Raw genomic sequence first — 26,190 nt, forward strand, 5'->3', positions numbered from 1 at the left:
ATCACACTCCCAATGTCAGAAATTCTTTGGCGATGGTCCGGATCTCCTCGGCGGATTTGCCATCCGGCTCTATCTCCATTACCGAGAGCCCCTTCTCCTCGCTGTCGTCGTAGACATTGCGGCCATAAGTAATGGCATTGAGTACATCGACGCCAAACGATGCACAGACCTCCTTCGCCTCCAGAATACGCTTTGCCTGGTTGGGCAGGGCGGGGCACTGGGTCAGCACCACGGCCGCATTGAGGGTCGGATTGACCATCTTGCAGGTCGTAATGAGATCTTCCATATGCGGCAGGGTCTTGAGATCGCGGCGTTTGGGGCGAAGGGGGATCAGGGCATGGGTGGCGACTGCCATGGTGGAGCGCAATGCCCGGTTATCCTGGCCGCCACAATCGACGATGACGTAGTCGTAGCGATTCTTCAGGCTGATGAGATCGTTGCGGATATTGCCATACAGCTGCACGCAATTGATCTGGGGTAGGTCGGGATTGTCGTTGCGTTCCTGAATCCAGTCGGAGGTGGTGCGCTGCGGGTCGCAGTCGACCAGTAGCACTTCCCCCTGAAACTGGGTCCTGAGATAGACAGCCAGATTTTGTGCCAGGCAACTCTTGCCGCTGCCTCCCTTCTCTCCACCAACCAGCAGGATCATTGTCGCGCCCCTTTCCCTGATGACACAGCTGTTTTGAGTATAGGAGGGGCTTTCTTCAAGACAAGGCGAGAGGAGATGGCTCCTCTCGCGCAGCGGGCTAGTAACGCTGGATGCCACCTTGCCAGCGGCAGACATACTCGGGCACCAGCATCTGGGGAGCCTGATCGACCTGGCAGACCACCAGGGGCATGGCTGGGGCTCCCTCCGCCTGACTGATACCCGGTACCACGGGCAACAACAGGCTGGCGAGCAGCAGTAAGGATTTCATCTTCATAACGACTCCTTGTTAACACCGTTTATGTGTGATCTAAATCACTTTTTGAGTTAAGCCGAGGTTTGGAGTGGCGCAAGGAGGATGAATAAATTCAATTAATGAAAAAAGTGCCGAACTGGTCCCTCTGTCGCAGGATGAATGGTTGATTGGCAAGATGCTGGCTGTGTGCATATTCATGGAGCAAGACAGGCATCAGGAGGAGGATATGAGGCAAGGCTCATGAGGCGTGACGACAATGCCATGATCTGGAGCAAGAAAAGATTTATGCAGTGAGAATTTGAAATATGACTATTTATTTCTCTCGATAGCAGAATAAAAGCAGTGAATTATTCATAAAAGTGAATGCAAAATTCACATTAAAACTAGCGATGAAGTTAAATTATTGAAATATAACAATTTAATTGTTTTTAATTACCCCTTTAGAGAGAGGGTGATTGAATCAAATAGATTCATTTGTGAAATTTAAAGGCGTTTTTTTAGTTATCTATTCATGTTGTCTGAATGAGGAAATGCCATTTCTGCTACCCCAGTCAAAGATCTCTTCGTGAATTTATTCAGTTCTGAGTGAATGTGATCAATGTCTAAGTTTAACTTCATTGGCAGGTCTAACCTCGCTCTCGAAAGGCAAAGGCAGGATAGAACACAAGCCGAATACCCTACATAAAGAATATCCCGCCTTAGCCACGAGCATGAATAGAAGGAATCTATTCAATCACTCGCATGGACCACTGCTAAACGGAATATAATCATGAGCAAATTTTATGTAGGTTCTGAAGTTGGCCAACTGCGCCGTGTCATGTTGCACCGCCCCAACCTCAGTCTGAAGCGTCTGACCCCCTCCAACTGCCAGGACCTGCTGTTTGATGACGTCTTGTCTGTTGAACGCGCCGGTCAGGAGCACGACAAATTCGCTCAGGTGCTGCGCGATCAGAATGTCGAAGTTTTCCTGCTGACCAATCTGTTGGCTGAAACCCTGGATGTGCCCGAAGCCAAAGCCTGGCTGCTGCAAAACCAGGTCTCCGACTATCGCCTCGGTACTTCTTTTGCCAACGATGTGCGCTGCTTCCTGGCTGACATGCCGCATCGTGAACTGGCCCGCATTCTTTCCGGTGGCCTGACCTACTCCGAGATGCCTTACAGTGGCGTCAACATGGTAGTCGGCATGCACGCACCGACCGATTTCATCATCGAGCCACTGCCCAACCACCTCTTTACCCGTGACACCTCCTGCTGGGTCTATGGTGGCGTCTCCATCAACCCGATGGCCAAACCGGCTCGTCGCCGCGAAACCAACCATGTGAAGGCCATCTACCGCTGGCACCCCATGTTCGCCGGTCAGGACTTCATCAAGTACTTCGGTGACGAGGAGCGTGACTACGACAACTCCACCATCGAAGGGGGTGACGTACTGGTCATCGGCCGCGGCTCCGTGCTCATCGGTATGTCCGAGCGCACCACTCCGCAAGGGGTTGAGCACCTGGCCCGCAACCTGTTCAAACACGGTCAGGCCAAACAGGTCATTGCCATGGAACTGCCGAAACACCGCAGCTGCATGCACCTGGATACCGTCATGACCCACATGGATATCGACACCTTCTCCGTCTATCCGGAAGTCATCCGCAAAGATGTGAACTGCTGGAGCCTGACTCCGGGTGGTGCTACCGGCATGAACATCAAAGAGGAGGGTTACTTCGTCACCGCCATCGAGAAGGCCCTGGGCGTGGATCAGCTCAAGCTCATCACCACTGGTGGCGACAGCTTCGAGGCCGAGCGCGAGCAGTGGAACGATGCCAACAACGTACTGACCGTACGTCCTGGCGTGGTCGTGGGTTACGAGCGCAACACCTACACCAACGAGAAGTACGACAAAGCCGGCATCACAGTTCTGCCCATCCCGGGTGAAGAACTGGGCCGTGGCCGCGGCGGCGCCCGCTGCATGAGCTGCCCGATGGAACGCGACAGCATCTGATGATACGGCGTGGCGCCGGCAGAGGCTGGCGCCACACAGACAAGCACACGAGATCAACCACTATGAAAAAACCAACTGTCGTCGTCGCTCTGGGTGGTAATGCACTGCTCCGTCGTGGTGAGCCGCTTGAAGCCGACATCCAGCGCAAGAATATTGCAACTGCCGCCAAGACCATCGCTCGCATCGCCGAGGAGTACAACGTAGTGCTGGTGCACGGCAACGGCCCGCAAGTCGGCCTGCTCGCCCTGCAAAATAGCGCCTATACCAAGGTTTCTCCCTATCCCCTGGATGTGCTGGGCGCCGAGTCCCAGGGCATGATCGGCTACATGCTGATCCAGGAGCTGAAGAACCTGATGCCGAGCCGCAACGTCACCGCCCTGCTGACCCAGGTGCAGGTAGACCCGCAGGATCCGGCGTTCGCCAATCCGACCAAATTTATCGGCCCCGTCTATGAAGAAGCCGAAGCCCGCACCCTGGCCGAAGAGAAGCACTGGGTGGTCAAGGCTGACGGCAAGTTCTTCCGCCGCGTGGTGCCGTCCCCGCTGCCCCAGCGGATCGTGGAAGGCGATGCCATCGAAACCCTGATCGCCCAGGGCCACCTCATCATCTGTACCGGTGGTGGCGGTATTCCGGTGACCTGGAACGGCCAGACCCTGACCGGTATCGAAGCCGTCATCGACAAGGATATGTCTGCCGCCTACCTGGCCAAGCAGATCAAGGCCGACGCCCTGCTGATCCTGACCGATGCCGATGCCGTCTATCTGGATTGGGGCAAGCCGACCCAGCACCCGCTGCGGGTGACCAGCCCGGACGAGCTGGCAGGGGTCAAGTTCGATGCCGGTTCCATGGGGCCGAAGATCGAAGCGTCCTGTGAATTTGTCAAAGCGACCGGTGGCATGGTCGGGATCGGTTCTCTGGAAGATGGCCTGGCCATCCTCAAGGGTGAAGCCGGTACCAACATCGTCGCCACTCGCACCGTGAATGCGTAGTCAATAACACTGCCCTACTTGGTCTGAATAAATATAGAGAGAACTCATCATGGCTTTTAATCTGCGTAACCGTAACTTCCTGAAACTGCTGGACTTCACCCCGCGCGAAATCCAGTACATGATCGACCTGGCCATCGACCTGAAAAAAGCCAAATACGGTGGCTACGAGCGCAAGCACCTGGTCGGCAAAAACATCGCCCTGATCTTCGAAAAAACCTCTACCCGTACCCGTTGTGCCTTTGAAGTAGCGGCCTTCGACCAGGGTGCCCAGGTTTCCTACCTTGGCCCGAGCGGTTCCCAGATCGGTCACAAGGAGTCCATGAAGGACACCGCCCGCGTGCTGGGCCGCATGTATGACGGTATCGAATACCGTGGCTACGGCCAGGAAATCGTGGAAGAGCTGGGTGCCTATGCCGGTGTACCGGTATGGAACGGCCTGACCAACGAGTTCCACCCGACCCAGATCCTGGCCGACTTCATGACCATGCTGGAGCACGGCAAGGGCAAGCGTCTGGATCAAATCAAGTTCGCCTACCTGGGTGATGCCCGCAACAACATGGGTAACTCCCTGATGGTCGGCGCTGCCAAGATGGGCATGGACATCCGCCTGGTTGCTCCGAAAGCCTTCTGGCCGGAAGAAGAGCTGGTTGCCCAGTGCCGCCAGATCGCCGAAGAGACCGGTGCCCGTATCCACCTGACCGAAGATGTGAAAGAGGGCGTGCTGGGTGCCGACTTCCTTTACACCGACGTCTGGGTATCCATGGGTGAAGCGAAAGAAGCCTGGGATCAGCGCGTGAAACTGATGACTCCGTATCAGGTCAACATGGACGTCATCAACGCCACCAAGAACCCGGATGTGAAGTTCATGCACTGCCTGCCGGCGTTCCACAACGATGAAACCACCATGGGCAAGGAAGTGGCTGACAAATATGGCATGAAAGGCCTGGAAGTGACCGAGGACGTGTTCGAATCCGAGCACAGCATCGTGTTCGACGAGGCCGAAAACCGGATGCACACCATCAAGGCAGTGATGGTTGCTACGCTGGGCGACTAAGGTCGCAGTAGTGGTGCCGGGGGGTGACCCCCGGCTTTTCGACCATGTGACAGCGGAACAATACCTCTAACCCTACAACCCGCAGCCAGCATGGATACCACACCACAGAAGGAAGCTGGACCATGACCAAATTCAAGTTCCCGTCAGCCTACACGATACTGTTTGTGCTGATCGCCCTGGTAGCCGCCCTGAGCTGGGTAGTGCCTGCCGGCAAATACGAGATGACCATGAACGAAGCCCTCGGCAAGGAAGTGCCGGTGGCGGGTACCTACAAGCAAGTTGAGAGCAATCCCCAGGGGATCGTCGACGTGCTGCTGGCCCCTATCGACGGTCTCTACAACCACGATACCTATGAGGCAGGCGCCATCGACGTCTCCCTCTTCATCCTGATCATCGGTGGCTTTCTCGGCATCGTGACCAAGACTGGCGCCATCGACGCCGGTATCGAGCGTGTCACCGATCGCCTGCGCGGCCGCGAAGAGTGGATGATCCCCATCCTGATGGCGCTGTTCGCCGCAGGGGGCACCATCTACGGCATGGCGGAAGAGTCCCTGCCGTTCTACACCCTGCTGGTACCGGTGATGATGGCCGCCCGTTTTGACCCGGTCGTCGCCGCCGCCACCGTGCTGCTCGGTGCCGGTATCGGTACCCTGGGCTCCACCATCAACCCGTTTGCTACCGTTATCGCCGCCAACGCCGCCGGCATCTCCTTCACCGACGGTATCTGGCTGCGCGTGGCCATGCTGATCGCCGGCTGGCTGATCTGCGTTGCCTACGTGATGCGTTACGCCAAGATGGTACGCAACGATCCAAGCAAGTCCTTGGTGGCTGACAAGTGGGAAGAGAACCGTGCCCACTTCCTCGGCAACAAGAGCGACGAGATGCTGGAGTTCACCACTACCCGCAAAATCGTGCTTGGTATCTTTGTCGCCGCCTTCGCCGTGATGATCTACGGTGTGGCCGTACTGGGCTGGTGGATGGCCGAGATCTCCGGCGTGTTCCTGGCTTCCGCCATCATCGTGGGCCTCATCTCCCGCATGAGCGAGGAAGAGCTGACCTCCAACTTTATTGACGGTGCCCGTGACCTGCTCGGCGTGGCCCTCATCATCGGTATCGCCCGCGGTATCGTGGTGGTGATGGACAACGGCATGATCACCCACACCATCCTGAACAGCGCAGAAGGGATCGTGACCGGCCTCTCCACCGTGGTATTCATCAACGTGATGTTCGCGCTGGAAGTGGTGCTCTCTTTCCTGGTGCCGTCCTCTTCCGGTCTGGCCGTGCTGACCATGCCGATCATGGCGCCGCTGGCCGACTTCGCCAACGTGGGCCGCGACCTGGTAGTGACTGCCTATCAGTCCGCCTCCGGTCTGGTGAACCTGGTAACCCCGACCTCCGCCGTGGTCATGGGTGGCCTGGCCATCGCCAAGGTGCCGTATGTGCGCTGGCTGAAGTGGGTCGCGCCGCTGCTCGGCATCCTGACCATACTGATCGTGGTCTGCCTGAGCGTGGGCACCCTGATCTGACCACCCTCTTTCCATATTCAAACGGGAGCCTGCAGGCTCCCGTTTTTTTATATGTGCAACAGGCGGCTGTGGTTCTATCGCCTGGGTCATAAGGGGAGGGGCAAGCGAAGCGGAAGAGCGCTCCCGGTGACAAGCGGGCAATAAAAAGGCGACCCTGGGGTCGCCTCGCTGCATGCGGGGGAGGGCCTAGCGCGCCTGCTCTAGGGTGCGCACCACGGCGGCATGGGCCTGGCGGGTGCGGCTGATATGACGGGGGGCGACCAATACCACGTCGTTGCCCGCGACGGCGCCCATGATCTCCGGATTGGCATTGCGATCCAGCAGACGGGCCACCACGGTGGCGGCGCCCGGGGTGGTATGGATCAGCACCATCTGTTGGTTGTGCACCACGGCGCGCACCATCTCGTGGATGGAGCGGGTGCTACCGGCCGGTTCCAGCTGTTCGTCCACTAGGGTGTAGACCTTCTTGCCGTTGGCATTTTGCGCCTTGGCGACGCCGAGGCGGCGCAGCAGACGGGAGATGGTGGACTGGCTGATATCGGCGAAGCCGCGCTCCGACAGCTCGCGACGGATCTCTTCCTGAGTGCTGTAACAGTGCTGGCCGATGATCTGGCGACAGGCATCCAGCTGGGCCAGTTCGGGCTCCTGGGCAACGGGGCGGCTGAGTGTTTTGACCACGGCAACTTCCTTTGACGATGACAGGAAACAAGTGCTCGATATCTGCCATATTCGCTGGTTAGCAGCAAAAAATACTGGCAATCATGATGCTGGCAGGGAATGAGCTGGGATAACCATCTTTGGATGGCAAATTATAACTGACTGGGAATCTGGTGATGTGACAGGGTTCAAAAATGGGCCCCGTAGGGCCCATTCAGATATCAATAACGCTCGCTGACGATATCCTGGGTGAAGGACTTCTCGCAGTACTTGCACTTCATCCGGACCACGCCTTTTACCTCGCGTACCCGGAAGTAGCTGTCCACCGGCTCGTTGTGGGAGATGCAGTTGGAGTTGGGGCAGTGGAACACGCCGGCGATGAACTCGGGCAGTTCCAGCTGGTGCTTCTTCACCACGTTGAAGTCTTCGATGATATTGACGGTCGCTTTGGGGGCGAACAGCGCCAGCTGGTTGGCCTGCTGTTCGGTCAGGCGGGTGTTCTCGATCTTGATGAGGTCTTTCTTGCCCAGCGCGCCGGATTTCAGGTTGAAGCCGACGGTGATCCGCTCCTGGGTCTCCACCAGCTGGAACAGCTTGAGGATCTTGATGCCCTGGCCGGCGGGGACGTGGTCGATGACGGAGCCGTGACGGATGGCTTCGACTTGCAGTTGGTTCTTCTCAGACATGATGTTCCCCTCAGACAGTTTCGTTCAGTACCAGTGCCAGCAGAGCCTGGCGTGCATAGACCCCGTTTTCCGCCTGCTCGAAGTAGTAGGCGTGGGGAGTCTTGTCGACCGCCACATCGATCTCGTCGACGCGGGGCAGGGGGTGCAGGATCTTCATGGTGGGCTTGGCCCCTTCCAGGGTGGCCACTTCTAGCACGAACTTGGCGGCCATGTGCTTGTATTCGGTCTCGTCGAAGCGCTCTTTCTGGACGCGGGTCATGTAGAGGATGTCCAGCTCGGGCATCACCTCTTCCATGGTCTCGTGGACGCTGAACTGGATGCCTTTCTCTTCCAGCTCCTCGCAGATGTAGTCCGGCATCGCCAGCGCTTCCGGGGAGATGAAGAAGAAACGGCAGTTGAACAGACTCAGGGCCTGGGCCAGGGAGTGCACGGTGCGGCCATATTTCAGGTCACCGACGAAGGCGACGTTGAGGCCATCCAGCTTGCCCTGGGTCTCGCGGATGGAGAAGAGATCGAGCAGGGTCTGGGTCGGATGCTGGTTGGAACCATCACCGCCATTGATGACCGGCACGCGAGAGAACTCGGAGGCGAGGCGGGCTGCGCCTTCCTTCGGGTGACGCATCACTACCGCATCGCTGTAGGAGCCGATGATCTTGATGGAGTCGGCCAGGGTCTCACCCTTCTTGGCACTGGTGTTGCCACCGTCGGCAAAGCCGATGATGTTGCCGCCCAGGCGCTGGACCGCAGTCTCGAAAGAGAGGCGGGTACGGGTTGACGCTTCGAAGAAGCAGCTGGCGACCAGCTTGTTTTGCAACAGGCTGGTGTTGGGTTCAGCCTTCAACCGTTGTGCGGTTTCGACTACCAGTTCCATTTCGGGCCGGGTCAGGTCCGAGATGGAGATGACATGTTTCTTATAGAGTGGATTGGTCATCGTCTGCATTCCCTTTGGCATCAATGAAGGTTTTTCAGGCACAAAAAAAAGCCCCTGAAACAGGGGCTTTTTTCAAAAAATAACGGGAGATCTTTGGGTCGGAAACCGGAAACAACGGGGCCGCACTGGTGTGTTCCACCCGTTTGCAAGGCTGTTGTTTGCAATAAAAACGGCATCTTATGTCCCGACCTTTTTCAAAACCGGACAGATTATAGGGCTGGTTTTTTATTTGTCAAAATTTTATTTCAGATGCCTTTTTGGCGTTGAAAAACGTTTATGTGTCGTGAAGTTGCCGACAAACCCACACCTGGTGTTCGCTTTGCAATGGCTCGCTGTCACGGGCCATGGCGCGCAGATAACCGAGTCTGTGGTGTCCCTCCAGCAGACAGCAGGGACCTGGCAGCGGTTGTCCACTCGGGTGGTGATCCTCTTCCCCCGGGATCAGCACTATGATGGGTTCGGGCCAGGTGCCATGGCCCAGCATGTAGTCACCTAGCCAGGAGCGACGCACGTAACGATTGTTTTGCAGCATCTCGCCCCAGCGTTCGATCACCTCCATATGACGGGAATCGACTTGGGTGATCAGGCGCTCGGTGGGCCAGCGTTCACACTCGAAGCGGTAGTTGGCGAGATCGATAAAGCTCCAGTTGGACTCAAAACCGCGCCAATGGCGATAAATCCACTGAGAAAGCACATTTTCCGGAATAAAGGGCACCAGCGGGGCTACCCGGGCGAGATAATCGGACAGCGACTCCGTTTTGCTTTCATCCCTGAAGTTGAGCGGCGCCAGTTGCTGGAGCAATCGGTAATTGAGCATGGACAACCTCCCTGTTCCACACTTTACCCTACCCCCATTTATGGCCCATTCCTACCCTGATGAGGCTGCAAATACAGCAAGTTATCCCGCATTGCTGCGCAAATCACCGCGACTTGTTCGGGATTTGTGCAATCACAGCGAAAGTGTGAAAAAAGCCTTTACCTTTGATCTCCACTTTGTATACTACGCCTCGTTTGTTGCAGGGGCGTAGTTCCAATTGGTAGAACAGCGGTCTCCAAAACCGATGGTTGCGGGTTCGAGTCCTGCCGCCCCTGCCATTTTCAGAAAGGCCAGCTCATTGAGCTGGCCTTTCGCATTCCTGCACCTTCCTTATTCGCACTTTCTGACCCCATTTGCCCTCTGCGTCGCTGTCATCAATCTGGCGGCATACCTCTGCTTGTCAGCATGGAATTTTGTCTCTTTTCTCACCGATAGCGCCTTGTGTTGTTGATGGATGTGAAAATATACAGATTCACTAAAGTCTGTTCATCTCGCCGCCGATAACCACAAATGAGTAGGGCCTTTCCCTGCCCGATACAACAACAAGGATTCGTAGTCATGACACTCTCTTTGCGCGGCAAATTGCTGGCAACCAGCCTTGGCGTGGTGCTGCTGATGGCATCACTGCTCGGTGTGGTGGCATTTCACACCCTCAAATCCCGGACCATGAACGCCATCCAGAGCGAAGCGGTCAACTATGGTCACGCCTATTCGGTGGCCATCGGTGACTGGATGGCGGACCGCAAGAATGTGGTGCACGCCCTGGTCAGCCTGATCGCTGACAATCCCCAGGCCGAACTGGTACCTCACCTGAAGCAGGCCTTCACCTCGGGGGGCTTCGGGCTCACCTATTTCGGTTCGGAGCAGGGGGTGATGACCCGCCAGGATCCCTCGCTCAATACCGGCAACTATGACCCTCGCGAACGCCCCTGGTATCAGGATGCGGTCAAGGCGGGCCAACTCATCATCACGGCCCCCTATGTCAGCGTCACCATGCAGAAGCTGGTGGTGACTCTCTCCGAGCCGGTTCGTCATCAGGGGACGCTGGTGGGGGCAGTGGGGGCGAATCTGGCGCTCGACAAGCTGATCGATGAAGTGCTGGCGATGCAGGTGCAGGGGGAAGGCTACGCCATGCTGCTCGACAACAGCGGCCTGATTGTCGGCCACCCGAACAAGAAGCTGGCGCTCAAGCAGGTCTCCGAACTGGCGCCTGATCTGTCGGCCGCCACCTTCCAGCAGTGGGGACGCGAAAACAGCGAGCTGCATGCCGCCAACATAGATGGTCGTGATGTATTGCTGGCGGTGCAGCCAGTGCCCGGTACCGACTGGTTGCTCGCCATGGTGATGTACCGCGACGTGCTGGAAGCGCCGCTTACTACCCTGTTGTGGCAACTGATGGGGTTGACCCTGGTGTTGTTGCTGCTGTTCAGCACCCTGCTGACTGCCCTGTTCAAATATCTGTTTGCGGATCTGGGCCGGGTGGCAAACGCCTTGCACGACATCGCCCATGGCGAGGGGGATCTCACCGTTCATATCAAGACCCGCAGTCAGGATGAGGTGGGCCAGCTTGCCGAAAGCTTCAACCAGTTTGTGGCCCGCTTGCACGGCATCGTCAGCCGGCTGCGGGACGTCACTCTGGAGCTGGCTGGCCAGTCCCGCACCCAGGCCGCCGGCGCCCATGCCCGTAGTCAGCGAGTACGCCAGCAGCAGGACGAGATCGTCATGGTGGCCACCGCAGTGACCGAGATGGCCTCCGCCACCCAGGAGATCGCCGGCAATGCCGAGTTTGCGGCCACTACCGCCGGAGAAGCGGTGCAGCTGGCCGTCGCCGGTCAATCCCAGGTGGGCCAGAGCCAGCGCAGCATCACCGGGCTCGCAGATGAAGTGGCCGATGCCAGCCAGGTCATCCATGAACTGGATTCCCATGCCCAGAAGATCAGCGGCATTCTGGCGACCATCAGCGGGATCGCCGAGCAGACCAATCTGCTGGCACTCAATGCCGCCATCGAAGCGGCCCGGGCTGGTGAGCAGGGTCGTGGCTTTGCGGTGGTGGCGGACGAAGTACGGGTGCTGTCGCGCCGCACCCACGACTCTACCGCCGAGATCCAGCAGATGATCGAGACCCTGCAGCAGACTACCCGGCGCGCGGTCGACGGCATGGAGACCAGCCGTCAGCTGGCGGGCACCAGCGTGGAGGATGCCGAGTCCGCTAACCACAGCCTGGCCCGGATCAACGAGGCGATCGGCTCCATCAGCGACATGGCGACCCAGATCGCAGCGGCGGCCGAAGAGCAGACTTCGGTCACCAGCGAGATCAGTCGCAACACCGAGAACATTCGCCATGTCTCCCAGGAGCTGGCCGAGCAGGCAGGTGCAGAAGCAGCCCAGGCGGCCGAGCTCAAGGCACTGACCGAGCGGCTGGAGCAGGAGATAGGCCGCTTCCGGCTCTGACCTCCCGGTTATTTTCATGAACAAGGGCAGCCTGCGGGCTGCCCTTGTTGATCCTGACGATTCAGGGAGTCTGCTTGACCCAGATCAGCTGGTCGGTGGCAAAGCCCAGCCCCTTGGCCTTGGCGACCAGCGCAGCCACCTTCTCCTTGGGCGGATTGGGGGTGCGGGCGAGGATCCAGAGGTAGTCGTGGTTGTAACTGGTCACCAGCGAGAGCTGGTAGTCGGGGTCGAGATCGATAACGTTGTAGCCGCCATAGAAGGGCCCGAAGAAGCTCACCTTGAGCCGGGCCTCATCCGGCCGATCGACGAAGTAGGCCTTGCCCTTGGCCTCGCGCCAGCTGCCATCGCTCTGCTTGCCGCGGTTGATCACCCTGACGCCGCCATCGTCCCGCAGGCTGTAGGTGGCGCTCACCTGCTCCAGCCCTCGTTCGAAGCCGTGATCGAGACGGGCGATTTCGTACCAGGTGCCAAGATAGCGGTCGAGCTGGAAGCCGGTGACCGGGCGAATACCGTCGGCAAGGCCGGTGCAGGCCGTCAGCAGCAAGGTGGCAAGCAGATAAAGCAGTGAACGCATGAGTAGTCCCTCTCTTGTTATCCTTCGATGATACGCAGCTGGCCTTCCCGGAAGCGGGAAGCCTGATCCGTCGGCGTACTGCCGAAAAAGCGTTTGAACTCCCGGCTGAACTGGGAGTTGCTCTCGTAACCGACCCGGGCAGCCGCCGCCCCTGCCTTGACGCCGTCATGCAGCATCATCAGGCGCGCCTTGTGCAGGCGAAACGACTTGATGTACTGCAGCGGTGAGGTAGATGTGACTGCCTTGAAGTGGTGGTGGAAGGCAGACACGCTCATGTTCACCTCCCGCGCCAACTCTTCCATGGTCAGGTTGTCGGCGAAACGCTGTTCTATCATACGCAGCACCCGGGCGATCTGACCCACATGGTTGTGACGGTTGGCCAGCGCCTGCAGGGCCGGGCCACCTCCCTCGCCAAGAGCATAGAACAGCATCTCCCGCACCGTCTGCGGCCCCAGCACCCTGGCGTGGAGGGGGTTGTCCATCAGATCGATCAGCCGTTCGGCAGCGCAGAACATGGCCTCCGACATGGGCACCGAGTGTACGCCGCTCTTCTGCGGGGCTGGCGCGGGCAGGGCATCACCCAGCTCCAGCAGCAGCTCCTGCAGGGTGACCAGATTGATCTCGAGGGTGAAGCCGATGAGGGGCTGCTCGGGGGAGGCGAAGCATTCGCACTCGCAAGGCAGCGGCAGGGTCATCAGCAGATAATGGTTCGGGTCGTAGCGAAACACCTGATCCGCCAGATAACCCACCTTGTGCCCCTGCAGGATCACTATCATCCGCGGCTGGTAGAGCACCGGGGTGCGGCCATGGTACTCGGTGGTATAGATGAGGTTCACCTGCTCCACCGGGGAGGGGGTGATGCCGGGAGCGGTGACGTGGCGGGTCAGCCTGGTGGCCAGGTCGGTGTAACGGTCAGGCATGGAGCCCCTTGTTCTTTAAATTGGTGCGCTTGCAGAAATAGGCAATAAAAAAGCAGGATGTGACCTTGATGGTATGGCTGTTCAGGAGAAAAATGCAATCATGATTTCGCGGCCCTGCCGCACAGCTGTCAGAGAAGGTGATACCGATGAACAACTTTACCCTGCATACCCCGACCAAGGTCCTGTTTGGCAAGGGCCAGATCGCCCAACTGCGCGAGCAGCTTCCCGCCGATGCCCGCGTCCTCATCACCTATGGTGGTGGCAGCGTGGTGCGCAGCGGCCTGCTGGCGCAGATCCGCACTGAACTGGCGGGCATGACCCTGTTCGAGTTCGGTGGCATCGAGCCCAACCCCGCCTACGAGACCCTGATGGGCGCGGTCGAACTGGCCCGTGCCGAGAAGGTCGACTTCCTGCTCGCTGTCGGTGGCGGTTCCGTGCTGGATGGCACCAAATTTATCGCTGCAGCCACCCCTTACGATCCGGCCAGGGATCCCTGGCACATTCTCGAGACGGTCGGCAGCGAGGTGCGTTCCGCTATCCCGCTAGGCACTGTGCTGACTCTGCCTGCCACCGGCTCCGAGATGAACATGGGGGCCGTCATCACTCGCAAGCGCACCGGCGACAAGCAGCACTTCTTCTCCCCCTTCGTGATGCCGCGCTTCGCCGTGCTCGACCCCGTGCTCACCTATACCTTGCCGGCGCGTCAGGTGGCGAACGGCGTGGTGGATGCCTTCATCCACATTCTGGAGCAGTACCTCACCTACCCGGTCAACGCCAAGGTGCAGGATCGTTTCGCCGAAGGGCTGCTGCTGACTCTGATCGAGGAGGGGCCCAAGGCGCTGGCCGAGCCGGAAAACTACGACGTGCGCGCCAACATCATGTGGAGTGCCACCATGGCCCTCAACGGCCTGATCGGCGCCGGCGTGCCCCATGACTGGGCCACTCACATGCTGGGTCACGAGCTCACTGCCCTCTATGGCCTGGATCATGCCCAGACCCTAGCGGTAGTGCTGCCTGCCCTGCTCGAGGCCAAACGCGAGCAGAAACACGCCAAGCTGCTGCAATACGCCGAGCGGGTGTGGGATCTGCGCGAGGGCAGCGAAGTGGAGCGCATCGACGGGGCCATTGCCGCCACCCGCGACTTCTTCACCCGGATGGGGCTCAAGACCCGGCTGCGGGATTACGATCTGGGTTCGCTCGACATCGATGCCTTGCTGGGCAAACTGGCGGAGCACGGCATGACCCGACTCGGCGAGCACGGCGACATCGACCTGGTGCAGAGTCAGCATATTTATGAAGCCGCCTGGTAACGGCATACCCTTACCATCATCTGCGCGAAACGATTGAATACGTGGGGCCGACGCCCGCCATTTGGCGGTCGGACGGCCCTCTTTCGTTATTAAATTGTTACTTTATGGCATTTCGTTGCGAAAAATGAGACACGGCCGGATTTCATAATAACAAAAAACGCTAAGGAAAGTGCGAATAAGCAGGTCATTTCTTCCCAAGCTGGCTCGCTGATTAAAATTTCGCGGATCCGGGCCGATTGTTCTCCCGTAAACACCTCGAATTAGCCTATTTAGGCCGTTTTTTCGCCATTCCTGGCGTTATTTCCGGTTTTTAGTGAGATCTCTCCCACTGACGTATCATCTGGTCCACCCGAAACAGGTTGGCCAGGGTGAATAACATCGCCAGTTGGTTATCGTTTTTCTGTAGCCCCTTGTATCTGGCTTTCACGAAGCCGAACTGCCGCTTGATGATGCGAAACGGGTGCTCCACTTTGGCCCGGATGCGGGCTTTCATGTATTCGATGTTGATGGCCGTTTTGTTCTTGCGTGGATGCTGTTTCAAGGTTCTTACCTTGCCGGGGCGCTCGGCGATCAGCCAGTCCACATCCACCTCGGCCAGCTCCTCGCGCTGTGGCGCCCCTTGGTAGCCGGCATCGGCTGAGACAAATTGCTCCTCTCCATGCAGCAGATTACCCAGCTGATTGAGGTCATGCTCGTTGGCCGCGGTGGTGACTAGGCTGTGGGTCAGGCCACTCTTGGCATCGACACCAATGTGGGCCTTCATGCCAAAGTGCCACTGATTGCCTTTCTTGGTCTGATGCATCTCCGGATCGCGTTGCTGCTCTTTGTTCTTGGTCGAGCTGGGTGCCTCAATGATGGTGGCATCGACCAAGGTGCCTTGAGTCATCATGACGCCTGCTTCGGCCAGCCAGCGATTGATGGTCTTGAACAATTGGCGGGCCAGTTGATGCTGCTCCAGCAGGTGGCGGAAATTCATGATGGTGGTGCGGTCCGGCAAGGCGCTATCCAGGGATAACCGGGCAAACAGACGCATGGAGGCGATTTCGTACAGAGCATCTTCCATCGCGCCATCGCTCAGGTTGTACCAATGCTGCATGCAGTGAATGCGTAGCATGGTTTCCAGCGGATAAGGTCGCCGGCCATTACCAGCCTTGGGGTAAAACGGCTCGATGACTTCCACCATGTTTTGCCATGGCAGAATCTGCTCCATGCGGGACAAGAAAATCTCTTTTCTGGTCTGACGGCGCTTACTGCTGAATTCACTGTCGGCGAAGGTGAGTTGATGACTCATGATGGCCCTCGGAAATGCGGCTCCGGATGAACATTATGATCTCATATCACAGACTTGTTCGCACCTTCCCTAAGATAGAGGGCCGGTAAAACATTTTTTTTGACTGGTTGGATCACTTTTTTCAGCCGTTTTTACTGGTATAAGCCTCTAATTTGGTTTGTTTTTTTTAATCGCGACCAGGGATGGGCTGAATTCTGTACGAGCGCTGTCGGGACTGCGGTTGTAATAAAACTCCAAAATTTGATACTAATCACCTTCGCGCCTGAAAAGCGGGGGCCTGACCATGACAGGAGGTTGCGGTAAAGCCTACTGATTTTCATAACAAAGAGCCCTGGACCTGCACTTTGGTCCTGTCTTGTTTCGTCAGAAATGAGACACTGGGCAGCGATTGTTTATTAACCATCAGGGAATAGTCATGCAGATTGGAATACCGAGAGAGAGTCTCGCCGGTGAAACCCGGGTCGCAGCGACCCCGGCTACCGTCGAGCAGCTGAAAAAGCTCGGCTTCGAGGTCGCCATCGAGTCTGGCGCAGGCCAGTTGGCCAGCTTCGATGATGCTGCCTTCGAGGTGGCCGGTGCCAGCGTGGTGCCGAATGTCTGGCAAGCCGACCTTATCTTCAAGGTCAACGCGCCGACCGATGCCGAGATCGCACAAATTAAGGATGGTGCCACTCTGGTGAGCTTCATCTGGCCCGCCCAGAACCCCGAGCTGGTCAAGAAGCTGTCCGAGCGCAACATCAATGTGATGGCGATGGACATGGTGCCGCGGATCTCCCGTGCCCAGTCTCTCGATGCCCTCTCCTCGATGGCCAACATCGGTGGCTATCGCGCCGTGGTGGAGGCCGCTCACGAGTTCGGCCGCTTCTTCACCGGTCAAATCACCGCTGCCGGTAAGGTCCCGCCCGCCAAGGTGCTGGTGATCGGTGCCGGTGTGGCCGGTCTGGCCGCCATCGGTACTGCCGGCTCCCTCGGCGCCATCGTGCGTGCGTTCGACACCCGTCTGGAAGTGGCCGAGCAGATCGAATCCATGGGTGGGGAATTCCTCAAGCTGGACTTCGGTGGCGAGGATGGCTCCTCCAGCGATGGTTATGCCAAGGTGATGAGCGAAGAGTTCATCAAGGCCGAGATGGAGCTGTTCGCCCAGCAGGCTAAAGAGGTGGACATCATCATCACCACCGCCCTGATCCCGGGCAAGCCGGCCCCCAAGCTGATCACCAAAGAGATGGTCGACAGCATGAAGCCGGGCTCGGTGATCGTGGACATGGCCGCTCAGGCCGGTGGCAACTGCGAATACACTGTGCCGGGCCAGCTGCACGTCACCGATCGTGGTGTCAAGGTGATCGGCTATACCGATCTGCCGGGTCGTCTGCCTGCCCAATCCTCCCAGCTTTACGGTACCAACCTGGTGAACCTGATGAAGCTGATGTGCAAGGAGAAGGACGGCAACGTCGCCATCAACTTCGAAGACGTGGTACAGCGCAACATGACGGTGATCCAGGCCGGTGAAGTGACCTTCCCGCCGCCCGCCATCTCCGTCTCTGCTGCTCCGCAGAAGCCGGTAGCTGCCAAACCGGCCGCGAAGAAGGAAGAGGCCAAGCCCTCCAACAAGAAATTTGTCTGGGGTGCCCTGGGCATCGCCGCCTTTGGCTGGGTGGCTGCCGTGGCGCCGGCCGCGTTCCTCTCTCACTTCACCGTGTTCGTTCTGGCGTGCGTGGTCGGTTACTACGTGGTGTGGAACGTCTCTCACGCCCTGCACACGCCGCTGATGTCGGTCACCAATGCCATCTCCGGCATTATCGTGGTCGGTGCCCTGCTGCAGATCGGGCAAGGGTCGACCCTGGTCACCGCGCTGGCGTTTATTGCCGTGCTGATTGCCAGTATCAACATCTTCGGCGGTTTCACCGTCACTCAGCGCATGCTGAAGATGTTCCGTAAGGATTAAGGGGGTTTAACGTGTCTCAAGGACTGGTAACAGCATCCTATATCGTTGCCGCCGTGCTCTTCATCCTCAGTCTCGCGGGACTGTCGAAGCAAGAGACGGCCAAGCATGGCAACCTGTTCGGTATCGCGGGTATGGCCATCGCCCTGCTCGCCACCGTGTTCAACCCGGAGACCAGTGGTGTCCACTGGATCATTCTGGCCATGGTGATCGGCGGTGCCATTGGCGTGCGTCTGGCACTCAAGGTCGAGATGACCGAGATGCCCGAGCTGGTGGCCGTGCTGCACAGCTTCGTCGGTATGGCAGCGGTGCTGGTGGGCTTCAACAGTTTCATCGATCTGCACCCGTCGGCCCCGGCCGAGGTGGTGGTGCCCATCACCTCCAACCTGGACGCCACCCTGGCGGCCGCCCGTGCGGCGTTCGAACAGGCGGCCAGCGTCGCCCAGGTCGAGCACCTGACCGGCGCCATGCTGAACATCCACCTGGTTGAAGTGTTCCTGGGCGTCTTCATCGGTGCGGTGACCTTCACCGGCTCCGTGGTGGCGTTCGGCAAGCTGCGTGGTCTCATCTCCTCCAAGCCGCTGATGCTGCCGCATCGCCACAAGCTGAACCTGCTGGCCGTGGTGGTCTCTGTGCTGCTGATGATCTACTTCGTCAACGCGGGTGGCTCCACCTTCGCCCTGCTGGTGATGACCCTGATCGCGTTTGCCTTCGGCTGGCACCTGGTTGCCTCCATCGGCGGCGCCGACATGCCGGTCGTGGTCTCCATGCTGAACTCCTACTCCGGTTGGGCGGCGGCGGCGGCGGGCTTTATGCTCTCCAATGACCTGCTGATCGTCACCGGTGCCCTGGTGGGTTCCTCCGGTGCCATCCTGTCCTACATCATGTGTAAAGCGATGAACCGCTCCTTCATCTCCGTGATCGCCGGTGGCTTCGGCTCCGACGGCGTTGCCTCCAGCGGCGACCAGGAGATGGGCGAATATCGCGAGACCAGCGCCGAAGACGTGGCCGAGCTGCTCAAGAGCTCCAGCTCCGTCATCATCACCCCGGGCTACGGCATGGCGGTGGCGCAGGCCCAGTATCCGGTGGCCGAGATCACCCAGAAGCTGCGTGACCGCGGCGTCAAGGTGCGCTTCGGTATCCACCCGGTGGCCGGTCGTCTGCCTGGTCACATGAACGTGCTGCTGGCGGAAGCCAAGGTCCCGTACGACATCGTGCTGGAAATGGACGAGATCAACGAAGACTTCAGCGATACCGATACCGTACTGGTGATCGGTGCCAACGACACCGTCAACCCGGCCGCCATGGAAGATCCGGGCAGCCCCATCGCCGGTATGCCGGTGCTGGAAGTGTGGAAGGCGCAAAACGTCATCGGCTTCAAGCGTTCCATGAATACCGGTTATGCCGGTGTGCAGAACCCGCTGTTCTTCAAGGAGAACACCCAGATGCTGTTCGGCGATGCCAAGGCCAGCGTCGAGGCTATCCTGAAAGCACTGTAAGTGCCTGTCAGAAAACGAATAAAAGGAGGCTTCGGCCTCCTTTTTTATTGCCGGGGGCAATCCGAACACCCTGTACGTGAGCGAATTTTTATGCTGAGTTTTAAGTTTTTTGCAGAGTGAAATGTGTAATGCTTCACATTTTGTCGCACTTTATACAAAGGCGGGCATAATGGCGTGCAAAAAGGGGATGTGGCTCAACATTAGTTGAATACATTGGGCGTAAAGTCAACTTTGGTTGACTATGCTGGGCTGACCCGGATGGCGTATGTCGTGGTCGCTGCCACCACCAGGGGACGAATGTTAATCCGCATTCCGGCCAGGCAGGCCAAGAGATCACCTGACATCAGCAACCATACTCTTTATCAGGCTCGCCGCATGGCGGTGGCCACGAACAATCGAGATTGCCCCGCGGGCACCACGAAGATGAGACATACAGCAATGAACGCACAATGGACCGACTTTATTACCCTGCTCAAGCGTGAAGTGGTGCCGGCTCTGGGCTGCACCGAACCCATGTCGGTGGCGCTGGCCGCTGCCAACTGCCGCAAGTTGCTGGGGCAGGTGCCGACCCGCGTCAACGTCTGGGTCAGCGGCAACCTGTTCAAGAACGGCATGGGGGTCGGGGTACCCGGCACCGGCATGATAGGCCTGCCTGTCGCGGCGGCCGTCGGCATCACGGGTGGTAATCCGGATGCCGGACTGGAGGTGCTCAAGGGTCTCACCACCGAGCAGGTCGAGGCGGCCAAGGGACTGCTGCCGACCATCAAGGTGGATGTGAAGGATGTGCCTGACGTCCTCTACGCCGAGGTGCTGGCGAAAGTAGACGGCCACAGCGCCCGGGTGGTGATCTGCACCGATCACACCCGCATCATCCTGATGGAGAAGGATGGCGAGGTGCTGATGGCGCAAGACAGTGCTCCGGGCGTGCAGATCCAGCCCGCCAAGGCCGACAAGCCCACTATGAGCCTGCGCGAGATCGTCGACTTTGCCCTGCAGGTGCCCCTTGCCGATATCGACTTCATCCGCGAGGCTGCCTCGATGAACCAGGCCCTGGCGGACGAAGGGTTGCAGGGTTACGGCCTGCGCATCGGCAAGATCCTCACCGAGCAGGTGGAGCGCAAGCTGCTCTCCGACGATCTGATGACGCTGGCCATGCGCCTCTCTTCCGCCGCCTCCGATGCGCGGATGGATGGCGCCATGCTGCCCGCCATGTCCAACTCGGGCTCTGGCAACCAGGGCATCGCCGCCACCATGCCGGTGGTTGCCGCCGCCCGCTTCCTCAATGTGAGCGACGAGCAGCTCACCCGCGCCCTGGTGATGAGCCATCTGGTGGCCATCTACATCAAGACCTATCAGAACAAGCTGTCAGCCCTGTGCGCCGCCAGCACCGCCGCCATGGGGTCGGGGGCTGCCATCACCTGGCTGCTGGGCGGTCAGTTCGAGCAGATCAGCCACTGCATCAACAACATGATTGGCGATGTCTCCGGCATCATCTGTGACGGCGCCGGCAGCGCCTGTTCCATGAAGGTTTCCACTTCCACCTCGGCGGCAGTGAAGTCGTCGCTGATGGCCATCAACAACCTGCGCGTTCCCCAGAGCGAGGGGATCGTCTCTGACGACGTGGATCAGACCATCGCCAACCTGGGGCAGCTCTCCAAACAGGGGATGCTGGACACAGATATCGAAATCATCAACATCATGCGCGCCAAGCAGAAGTCATAAGTTTGCGAACAAAGGGGGCAGCAAGACCCCCTTGTTCATGTCATGACGGTTACGCCGTCTGACCGCAAGGTTGCCAGGGCAGGCATGAGGCCTGCTCTCGTTTCTCGGGCACGGCCCGCTTTTTGGGGAGTCATCACATGACACTTAGCGTTATCGGCAATCTGGCCATTGCGGCCCTCTTGCTGCTCTTCCTCTACCGGTTGCAGCAAAAACACGTGAGCTTCACCCGCCGGGTCTTTGCGGGCCTGGGGCTCGGTATCCTGTTCGGGGCGGCCCTGCAACTGCTCTACGGCACGGGGTCGGGAGTGATTACCCAGACCATCGACTATCTGGATATTGTCGGCAGCGGCTATGTGAAGCTGCTGCAGATGATCATCATTCCGCTCATCATGGTCTCCATCATCAGCGCCATCCTCAAGCTCAATGGCGGCACCGCCCTTGGCAAGATCAGCGCCATGACCATAGGAGTGCTGATCTTCACCACCATGATCGCCGCCGGGGCGGGCATCCTGATGTCCAACCTGTTCGGTCTGACCGCCGAAGGGCTGACCGCCGGGGCCGCCGAGAGCGCCCGTGGTGCTGCGTTGCAGACCACCCTGGGCTCGGTTGAAAGCATGTCGTTTGCCAAGATGGTGCTGGAGTTTATCCCGGCCAACCCCTTCCTCGACATGACGGGGGCACGCAAGACCTCCACCATCGCCGTGGTGATCTTCTCCATCTTCATCGGCCTGTCGGCCACCGGCATCGCCCGCAAGAAACCGGAGATCTTCGAGAGTTTCAGCCACTTCATCGCCGTGGCTCACGCCATCGTGATGCGCATGGTGACCCTGGTACTGCGTCTGACCCCGTTTGGCGTGCTGGCCCTGATGACCAAGGTGGTGTCCGGCTCCAACTATGCCGACATCCTGAACCTGCTCAACTTCGTGCTCGCCTCCTACGGCGCCATCGCCATCATGTTCGCCGTGCACCTGCTGCTGGTGAGCCTGGTGGGGATCAACCCGATGCGCTACCTGAAGAAGATCACCCCGGTGCTGGCGTTTGCCTTCACCTCGCGCACCAGTGCGGGCTCCATCCCGATGAACGTGCAGACCCAGACCAAGTCGCTGGGTATTCCGGAGGGGATCGCCAACTTTGCCGCCTCCTTCGGTTCCACCATCGGTCAGAACGGCTGCGCCGGCATCTACCCGGCCATGCTGGCGGTGATGATAGCGCCGACCGTGGGGATTGACCCTTTGGATCCCGGTTTCATCATGACGCTCATCGCCATCATCACCGTCAGCTCCTTCGGGGTGGCGGGGATCGGCGGCGGGGCCACCTTCGCCGCGCTGATCGTGCTCTCCGCTCTGGATTTCCCGGTGGCGCTGGCGGGCTTGCTCATCTCCATCGAGCCGCTGATCGACATGGGCCGCACCGCCCTCAATGTCTCAGGCTCCATCACCGCCGGGACCATCACCAGCCGCGTGCTGGGGCAGACCGACATGGCGGTGTTCAACAGCGACCATGAAGTGAGCCTGGACGGCGAAGAGTCCACCATCTGATCCGCAGCGGGGAGGGGAAGCCTTCCCGCCATTCATCACAGGGAGGGTTCGCCCTCCCTGCGTCATTGCGAGGAAATAGCATGAGAATCCTGATCATCGGTGGCGAAGCCGCCGGTATGAGCGCGGCGGCCAAGGCTCGCCGCCTGGCAAAGGACGCCGAGATCGTCGTCTACGAGGCCTCCGAGGTGATCTCCTTCGGCGCCTGCGGCCTGCCCTACTTCGTGGGGGACGAGTTCCAGGAGCCGGGCTACATGGCCGAATTCACTCCGGCGCAGTTCGCCGCCAAGGGGATCGAGGTCAAGACCGGCCACCGGGTGCAGAGCGTCGATGCTGCAACCCAGACCCTGCTGGTGGAGCACAAGGGCGACACCTTCAGCGACCGTTACGATCGCCTGATGATCGCCACCGGTGCTCGCGAGGTGATGCCTCCCATTCCCGGTCTGCAGCAGCAAGGTGTATTCGGCCTGCGCCGGATGGCCGACGGGCTGGCCCTCAAGGCTGCCGTGCAGGACAAGGCCAACACCCGTGCCCTGGTGATCGGATCCGGCTTTATCGGGCTGGAGGTGGTCGAGGCGCTGGTGCATCAGGGCAAGGAGGTGCGCCTTATCGAGCTGGCCGAGCGGGTCATCCCGGAGGCGTTTGATGAGGAGATCACCCAGCATATCGAAACCGAGTTGCGCGAGCAGGGGGTGTCCCTCCATCTCGGCGAGCGGGTAGAAGCCCTGCTGGGAGAGGGCCGGGTGACCGGTGTGCGCACCAGCCATGGCGAGTACGAGGCCGATATCGTGGTGGTCTGCACCGGGGTCAAGCCCAACACCGAGTTTCTGGCCGACACCGGCATCGCGCGTCTGGGTAATGGCGCCATCGAGGTGGATCGCCAGGGCCGTACCTCGCTGCCAAACGTCTGGGCCGCCGGTGACTGCGCCAGCGTCTGGCACAGCGTGAAACAGCAGCAAGTCTATGTGCCACTTGCAACCATTGCCAACAAGCTGGGCCGCATGGTAGGCGAGAACCTGGCGGGCGCCGAGCATGCTTTCCCGGGCACCCTGGGCTCGGCCGCGCTTCAGGTGCTGGGACTGGAGGCGGGGCGTACCGGTCTCTCCGAGAAAGAGGCGCAGCAGCTTGGCATCGACTATCGCACCGTGGTGATCAAGGACAAGTGCCACACCAACTACTGCCCGGGCCAGTCCGACATCCACGTCAAACTGATCTATGAAGCGGGTAGCAAGCGCCTGCTGGGTGGCCAGATCCTGGGTCGCAAGGGGGCTGTGCACCGCATTGACGCCCTGGCGGTCGCCATCACCATGGGAGTCACCACGGAGCAGCTTGGCATGCTCGACTTTGCCTACGCGCCGCCCTTCTCCCGTACCTGGGATGTGCTCAACGTGGCGGGCAATGTCGCCAAGTAAGGCTTGTCTTTCTGGCAGGAAGACTCCTGGTGACCATCACCCATAAAAAAACCGGAGCCAGTGGCTCCGGTTTTTCATTGGAAGTTTGCTGCTCAGCTGCGGCCGAGACGATTCTTCGGATAGTTTTCCGCCAGCACTTCCCGGGCATGTTTGGCCAGGGTCGGCATGTTCAGGGTGTCGTAGGCCTTGACCATGATCTCCAGTGCCTTTTCGGTTTCGGCGGTGTCGGGGTAGGTCTCGACGACTTGCTTGGCCCGGTTGGCGGCGGCTACCAGGGCATCGCGCTTCACATAGTACTCGGCGACGCTCAGGTCGTAGCGGGCCAGACGGTTCTTCAGACCGACCATGCGGGCACGGGCATCGGCGGCGTACTGGCTATTGGGGTAGTTCTGCAGCAGGGTCTTGAAGTCCTGGAATGCCTGACGGGCATAGGCCGGGTCCTTGTCGTCCCGGTCGATCCCGAACATATCCTGGAAGAAGTTGTAGTCCGCCGCCATGTTGGTCAGACCGCGCATATAGAAGACGTAATCGATGTTCTTGTGCGCCGGATTCAGACGGATGAAGCGGTCGATATTGGCGATCGCCTGGGCAGTGTCATCCTGCTTGTAGTAGGCATAGATGAGGTCGAGCTGCACCTGGTTGGAGTAGGCACCGAACGGATAGCGCGAGTCCAGCGCTTCCAGCAATTCGGTGGCCTGCACGTAGTTGCCCACGTCCAGTTTCAGCCGTGCTTTCTGGTACAGGGTCTCCGGCGGCTCGTCGGGTACCTTGGGTTTGGTGCTGGAACAGCCTGTGATCAAGGTAGCGACCAAGGCGAGCGACATCAGCAGGTGAGACTTCTTTCCCATCAACAACATCCGGTCCATTTCCACGAAATTGGCAAAGTATCCGTTATGCTTGGCTAAAAGAAAAGCTAGAATACCCGGATTATTTCGAATTAACACCCCCCCGCTCAAGAGACCTTACATGAGCCAGCATATTGAACTGACAGGCGAATTCCAGGATCACCAATTCGGGCAGCGACTCGATCAGGCCCTGGCTGAAATGTTTCCAGACTACTCCCGTACTCGTATCAAGGAGTGGATTTTACAGGACAGAGTGACCCTGGATGGTCAGGTTGCCAACACCCCGCGCGAGAAAATTCTGGCCGGGCAGAAGGTGCATGTGAATGTCGAACTGGCAGACGATACCCGCTTCGATGCGCAGGATATCGAGCTCAACATCGTTTACGAAGATGAACATATTCTGGTGATCGACAAGCCGGCCGGCTTGGTTGTTCACCCGGGGGCAGGCACGCCGGATGGCACCATCCTCAATGCCCTGCTGCACCGTTACCCCGGCATTGCCGAGGTGCCCCGTGCCGGCATCGTCCACCGTCTGGATAAAGACACCACAGGCCTGATGGTAGTGGCCAAGACGGTACCGGCCCAGACCCACCTGGTGGAAGCGTTGCAGGCGCGTCAGATCACTCGTGAATACGAGGCGATCGCCATCGGTCACATGACCGCCGGCGGTACCGTCGATGCGCCCATCGGCCGTCACCCGACCCAGCGTACCCACATGGCCGTGGTGCCCAATGGCCGCCCCTCCGTCACCCACTACCGGGTACACGAGAAGTTCCGTGGTCACACCCGTCTGCGTCTGCGTCTGGAAACCGGTCGTACCCACCAGATCCGTGTGCACATGGCCCACATCAAGCACCCGCTGGTGGGCGATCCCGCCTACGGTGGTCGTCTGCGCCCGCTGCGCAACGCCACCCCGGAACTGACTCAGGCACTGCGCAACTTCCACCGTCAGGCCCTGCACGCCACCATGCTGCAGCTGGCCCACCCCATCACCGGTGAGGTGATGCAATGGCACTCTCCCACGCCCCAGGACATGGTGGAGTTGATGGAAGTGCTGCGCGCCGACACCCTGGCCAACCCGGACGAGCTGGTCTGGAAATGATGAAGAGGGCGGGGACGGGCTGACGCCGATTGTCGCGC

General features: G+C 59.2%; 22 protein-coding genes and 1 tRNA gene. 13 read left to right on the plus strand and 10 right to left on the minus strand.

The features are described 5' to 3' along the window. Nucleotide 1 precedes the first annotated feature (1 nt). Together MRK42_RS01235 and MRK42_RS01240 are read right to left on the minus strand one after the other, a co-directional pair. Nucleotides 2–649, minus strand: coding sequence for an AAA family ATPase (locus MRK42_RS01235; RefSeq protein WP_026456280.1), 648 nt, complete (start codon nt 647–649; stop codon nt 2–4). 97 nt (nt 650–746) lie between these two features. Then, nucleotides 747–923 carry a hypothetical protein gene (locus MRK42_RS01240; RefSeq protein ID WP_201981949.1) on the minus strand — a complete coding sequence of 59 codons (177 nt, stop codon included), beginning with the start codon at nt 921–923 and terminating at the stop codon, nt 747–749. Between the two features lie 748 nt (nt 924–1,671). Here MRK42_RS01240 and arcA point away from each other — a divergent pair. The 4 genes from arcA (at nt 1,672) to MRK42_RS01260 (ending at nt 6,461) form a co-directional block, all read left to right on the plus strand. Beyond that, nucleotides 1,672–2,892: an arginine deiminase gene (arcA, locus tag MRK42_RS01245; RefSeq protein ID WP_026456279.1), complete on the plus strand. Its 1,221-nt coding sequence runs from the start codon at nt 1,672–1,674 to the stop codon at nt 2,890–2,892. A gap of 62 nt (nt 2,893–2,954) precedes the next feature. After that, the gene (arcC, locus tag MRK42_RS01250) at nt 2,955–3,881 is read left to right on the plus strand and encodes a carbamate kinase (protein ID WP_026456278.1); all 927 of its coding nucleotides are present in this window, start codon (nt 2,955–2,957) and stop codon (nt 3,879–3,881) included. A 49-nt stretch (nt 3,882–3,930) separates the two neighbouring features. Beyond that, entirely contained in the window at nt 3,931–4,935 is a 1,005-nt protein-coding gene (gene argF / locus MRK42_RS01255; RefSeq protein ID WP_042025270.1) for an ornithine carbamoyltransferase, read from the plus strand. 122 nt (nt 4,936–5,057) lie between these two features. Further along, nucleotides 5,058–6,461 (plus strand): YfcC family protein, encoded by a 1,404-nt coding sequence (locus tag MRK42_RS01260; RefSeq protein ID WP_026458484.1) that lies wholly within the window; start codon nt 5,058–5,060, stop codon nt 6,459–6,461. A 186-nt stretch (nt 6,462–6,647) separates the two neighbouring features. Here the strand turns inward: MRK42_RS01260 and MRK42_RS01265 are convergent, their stop codons facing one another. The 4 genes from MRK42_RS01265 to MRK42_RS01280 form a co-directional block, all read right to left on the minus strand. After that, nucleotides 6,648–7,139 carry an ArgR family transcriptional regulator gene (locus tag MRK42_RS01265; protein WP_042025268.1) on the minus strand — a complete coding sequence of 164 codons (492 nt, stop codon included), beginning with the start codon at nt 7,137–7,139 and terminating at the stop codon, nt 6,648–6,650. A gap of 200 nt (nt 7,140–7,339) precedes the next feature. After that, entirely contained in the window at nt 7,340–7,804 is a 465-nt protein-coding gene (gene pyrI / locus MRK42_RS01270) for an aspartate carbamoyltransferase regulatory subunit (RefSeq protein WP_026455957.1), read from the minus strand. 10 nt (nt 7,805–7,814) lie between these two features. Beyond that, a complete protein-coding gene (pyrB, locus tag MRK42_RS01275) occupies nt 7,815–8,735 on the minus strand; it encodes an aspartate carbamoyltransferase (protein WP_042025267.1) in 921 nt (306 codons plus the stop codon). A 274-nt stretch (nt 8,736–9,009) separates the two neighbouring features. After that, complete coding sequence (locus MRK42_RS01280; RefSeq protein ID WP_042025265.1) at nt 9,010–9,552, minus strand: hypothetical protein; 543 nt, start codon at nt 9,550–9,552, stop codon at nt 9,010–9,012. Between the two features lie 201 nt (nt 9,553–9,753). Here MRK42_RS01280 and MRK42_RS01285 point away from each other — a divergent pair. Further along, nucleotides 9,754–9,830 (plus strand) — tRNA-Trp (locus tag MRK42_RS01285). 280 nt (nt 9,831–10,110) lie between these two features. Further along, nucleotides 10,111–12,003, plus strand: coding sequence for a methyl-accepting chemotaxis protein (locus MRK42_RS01290; RefSeq protein ID WP_026455960.1), 1,893 nt, complete (start codon nt 10,111–10,113; stop codon nt 12,001–12,003). A gap of 61 nt (nt 12,004–12,064) precedes the next feature. Here the strand turns inward: MRK42_RS01290 and MRK42_RS01295 are convergent, their stop codons facing one another. Further along, nucleotides 12,065–12,577: a lipocalin family protein gene (locus MRK42_RS01295; RefSeq protein ID WP_354688782.1), complete on the minus strand. Its 513-nt coding sequence runs from the start codon at nt 12,575–12,577 to the stop codon at nt 12,065–12,067. A 17-nt stretch (nt 12,578–12,594) separates the two neighbouring features. Then, entirely contained in the window at nt 12,595–13,497 is a 903-nt protein-coding gene (locus MRK42_RS01300; protein WP_216993242.1) for an AraC family transcriptional regulator, read from the minus strand. A 146-nt stretch (nt 13,498–13,643) separates the two neighbouring features. Between MRK42_RS01300 and yqhD the strand changes: the two genes are divergently transcribed. Beyond that, nucleotides 13,644–14,807 carry an alcohol dehydrogenase gene (yqhD, locus tag MRK42_RS01305; RefSeq protein WP_224210816.1) on the plus strand — a complete coding sequence of 388 codons (1,164 nt, stop codon included), beginning with the start codon at nt 13,644–13,646 and terminating at the stop codon, nt 14,805–14,807. 310 nt (nt 14,808–15,117) lie between these two features. On the opposite strand, the gene MRK42_RS01310 is transcribed toward yqhD, so the two are convergent. Further along, nucleotides 15,118–16,098: an IS5-like element IS5 family transposase gene (locus MRK42_RS01310; protein WP_279458731.1), complete on the minus strand. Its 981-nt coding sequence runs from the start codon at nt 16,096–16,098 to the stop codon at nt 15,118–15,120. Nucleotides 16,099–16,513: 415 nt separating this feature from the next. On the opposite strand from MRK42_RS01310, the gene pntA reads away from it, so the two are divergent. From pntA to MRK42_RS01335, 5 genes are all read left to right on the plus strand, one after another. Next, the gene (gene pntA / locus MRK42_RS01315; protein ID WP_354688783.1) at nt 16,514–18,040 is read left to right on the plus strand and encodes a Re/Si-specific NAD(P)(+) transhydrogenase subunit alpha; all 1,527 of its coding nucleotides are present in this window, start codon (nt 16,514–16,516) and stop codon (nt 18,038–18,040) included. Between the two features lie 11 nt (nt 18,041–18,051). After that, nucleotides 18,052–19,536 (plus strand): Re/Si-specific NAD(P)(+) transhydrogenase subunit beta, encoded by a 1,485-nt coding sequence (gene pntB / locus MRK42_RS01320; RefSeq protein ID WP_042025258.1) that lies wholly within the window; start codon nt 18,052–18,054, stop codon nt 19,534–19,536. Between the two features lie 423 nt (nt 19,537–19,959). Continuing rightward, nucleotides 19,960–21,258 (plus strand): L-serine ammonia-lyase, iron-sulfur-dependent, subunit alpha, encoded by a 1,299-nt coding sequence (locus MRK42_RS01325; protein ID WP_354688784.1) that lies wholly within the window; start codon nt 19,960–19,962, stop codon nt 21,256–21,258. A 137-nt stretch (nt 21,259–21,395) separates the two neighbouring features. Beyond that, nucleotides 21,396–22,796, plus strand: coding sequence for an L-cystine transporter (locus MRK42_RS01330; protein WP_026455966.1), 1,401 nt, complete (start codon nt 21,396–21,398; stop codon nt 22,794–22,796). An 80-nt stretch (nt 22,797–22,876) separates the two neighbouring features. Next, on the plus strand, nt 22,877–24,205 hold the full coding sequence (locus MRK42_RS01335; protein ID WP_354688785.1) for a CoA-disulfide reductase: 1,329 nt from the start codon (nt 22,877–22,879) through the stop codon (nt 24,203–24,205). A 92-nt stretch (nt 24,206–24,297) separates the two neighbouring features. On the opposite strand, the gene MRK42_RS01340 is transcribed toward MRK42_RS01335, so the two are convergent. Beyond that, nucleotides 24,298–25,053 carry an outer membrane protein assembly factor BamD gene (locus tag MRK42_RS01340; RefSeq protein ID WP_042025307.1) on the minus strand — a complete coding sequence of 252 codons (756 nt, stop codon included), beginning with the start codon at nt 25,051–25,053 and terminating at the stop codon, nt 24,298–24,300. Nucleotides 25,054–25,171: 118 nt separating this feature from the next. On the opposite strand from MRK42_RS01340, the gene rluD reads away from it, so the two are divergent. Further along, nucleotides 25,172–26,152, plus strand: coding sequence for a 23S rRNA pseudouridine(1911/1915/1917) synthase RluD (gene rluD, locus MRK42_RS01345; RefSeq protein WP_042072517.1), 981 nt, complete (start codon nt 25,172–25,174; stop codon nt 26,150–26,152). The last annotated feature ends 38 nt before the right edge of the window (nt 26,153–26,190 follow it).

It is taken from the genome of Aeromonas sp. 19NY04SH05-1, assembly GCF_040581895.1.
GTDB lineage: Bacteria > Pseudomonadota > Gammaproteobacteria > Enterobacterales > Aeromonadaceae > Aeromonas > Aeromonas enteropelogenes.

Coding starts and splice junctions, on each gene's coding strand:
- MRK42_RS01340 (WP_042025307.1), bottom strand. CDS start 25,053: ATGGGAAAGAAGTCTCACCTGCTGATGTCGCTCGCCTTGGTCGCTACC.
- MRK42_RS01310 (WP_279458731.1), bottom strand. CDS start 16,098: ATGAGTCATCAACTCACCTTCGCCGACAGTGAATTCAGCAGTAAGCGC.
- MRK42_RS01240 (WP_201981949.1), bottom strand. CDS start 923: ATGAAGATGAAATCCTTACTGCTGCTCGCCAGCCTGTTGTTGCCCGTG.
- MRK42_RS01260 (WP_026458484.1), top strand. CDS start 5,058: ATGACCAAATTCAAGTTCCCGTCAGCCTACACGATACTGTTTGTGCTG.
- MRK42_RS01280 (WP_042025265.1), bottom strand. CDS start 9,552: ATGCTCAATTACCGATTGCTCCAGCAACTGGCGCCGCTCAACTTCAGG.
- pyrB (WP_042025267.1), bottom strand. CDS start 8,735: ATGACCAATCCACTCTATAAGAAACATGTCATCTCCATCTCGGACCTG.
- MRK42_RS01300 (WP_216993242.1), bottom strand. CDS start 13,497: ATGCCTGACCGTTACACCGACCTGGCCACCAGGCTGACCCGCCACGTC.
- pyrI (WP_026455957.1), bottom strand. CDS start 7,804: ATGTCTGAGAAGAACCAACTGCAAGTCGAAGCCATCCGTCACGGCTCC.
- arcC (WP_026456278.1), top strand. CDS start 2,955: ATGAAAAAACCAACTGTCGTCGTCGCTCTGGGTGGTAATGCACTGCTC.
- MRK42_RS01330 (WP_026455966.1), top strand. CDS start 21,396: ATGACACTTAGCGTTATCGGCAATCTGGCCATTGCGGCCCTCTTGCTG.
- arcA (WP_026456279.1), top strand. CDS start 1,672: ATGAGCAAATTTTATGTAGGTTCTGAAGTTGGCCAACTGCGCCGTGTC.
- MRK42_RS01325 (WP_354688784.1), top strand. CDS start 19,960: ATGAGACATACAGCAATGAACGCACAATGGACCGACTTTATTACCCTG.
- rluD (WP_042072517.1), top strand. CDS start 25,172: ATGAGCCAGCATATTGAACTGACAGGCGAATTCCAGGATCACCAATTC.
- MRK42_RS01335 (WP_354688785.1), top strand. CDS start 22,877: ATGAGAATCCTGATCATCGGTGGCGAAGCCGCCGGTATGAGCGCGGCG.
- pntA (WP_354688783.1), top strand. CDS start 16,514: ATGCAGATTGGAATACCGAGAGAGAGTCTCGCCGGTGAAACCCGGGTC.
- MRK42_RS01295 (WP_354688782.1), bottom strand. CDS start 12,577: ATGCGTTCACTGCTTTATCTGCTTGCCACCTTGCTGCTGACGGCCTGC.
- MRK42_RS01235 (WP_026456280.1), bottom strand. CDS start 649: ATGATCCTGCTGGTTGGTGGAGAGAAGGGAGGCAGCGGCAAGAGTTGC.
- yqhD (WP_224210816.1), top strand. CDS start 13,644: ATGAACAACTTTACCCTGCATACCCCGACCAAGGTCCTGTTTGGCAAG.
- argF (WP_042025270.1), top strand. CDS start 3,931: ATGGCTTTTAATCTGCGTAACCGTAACTTCCTGAAACTGCTGGACTTC.
- MRK42_RS01290 (WP_026455960.1), top strand. CDS start 10,111: ATGACACTCTCTTTGCGCGGCAAATTGCTGGCAACCAGCCTTGGCGTG.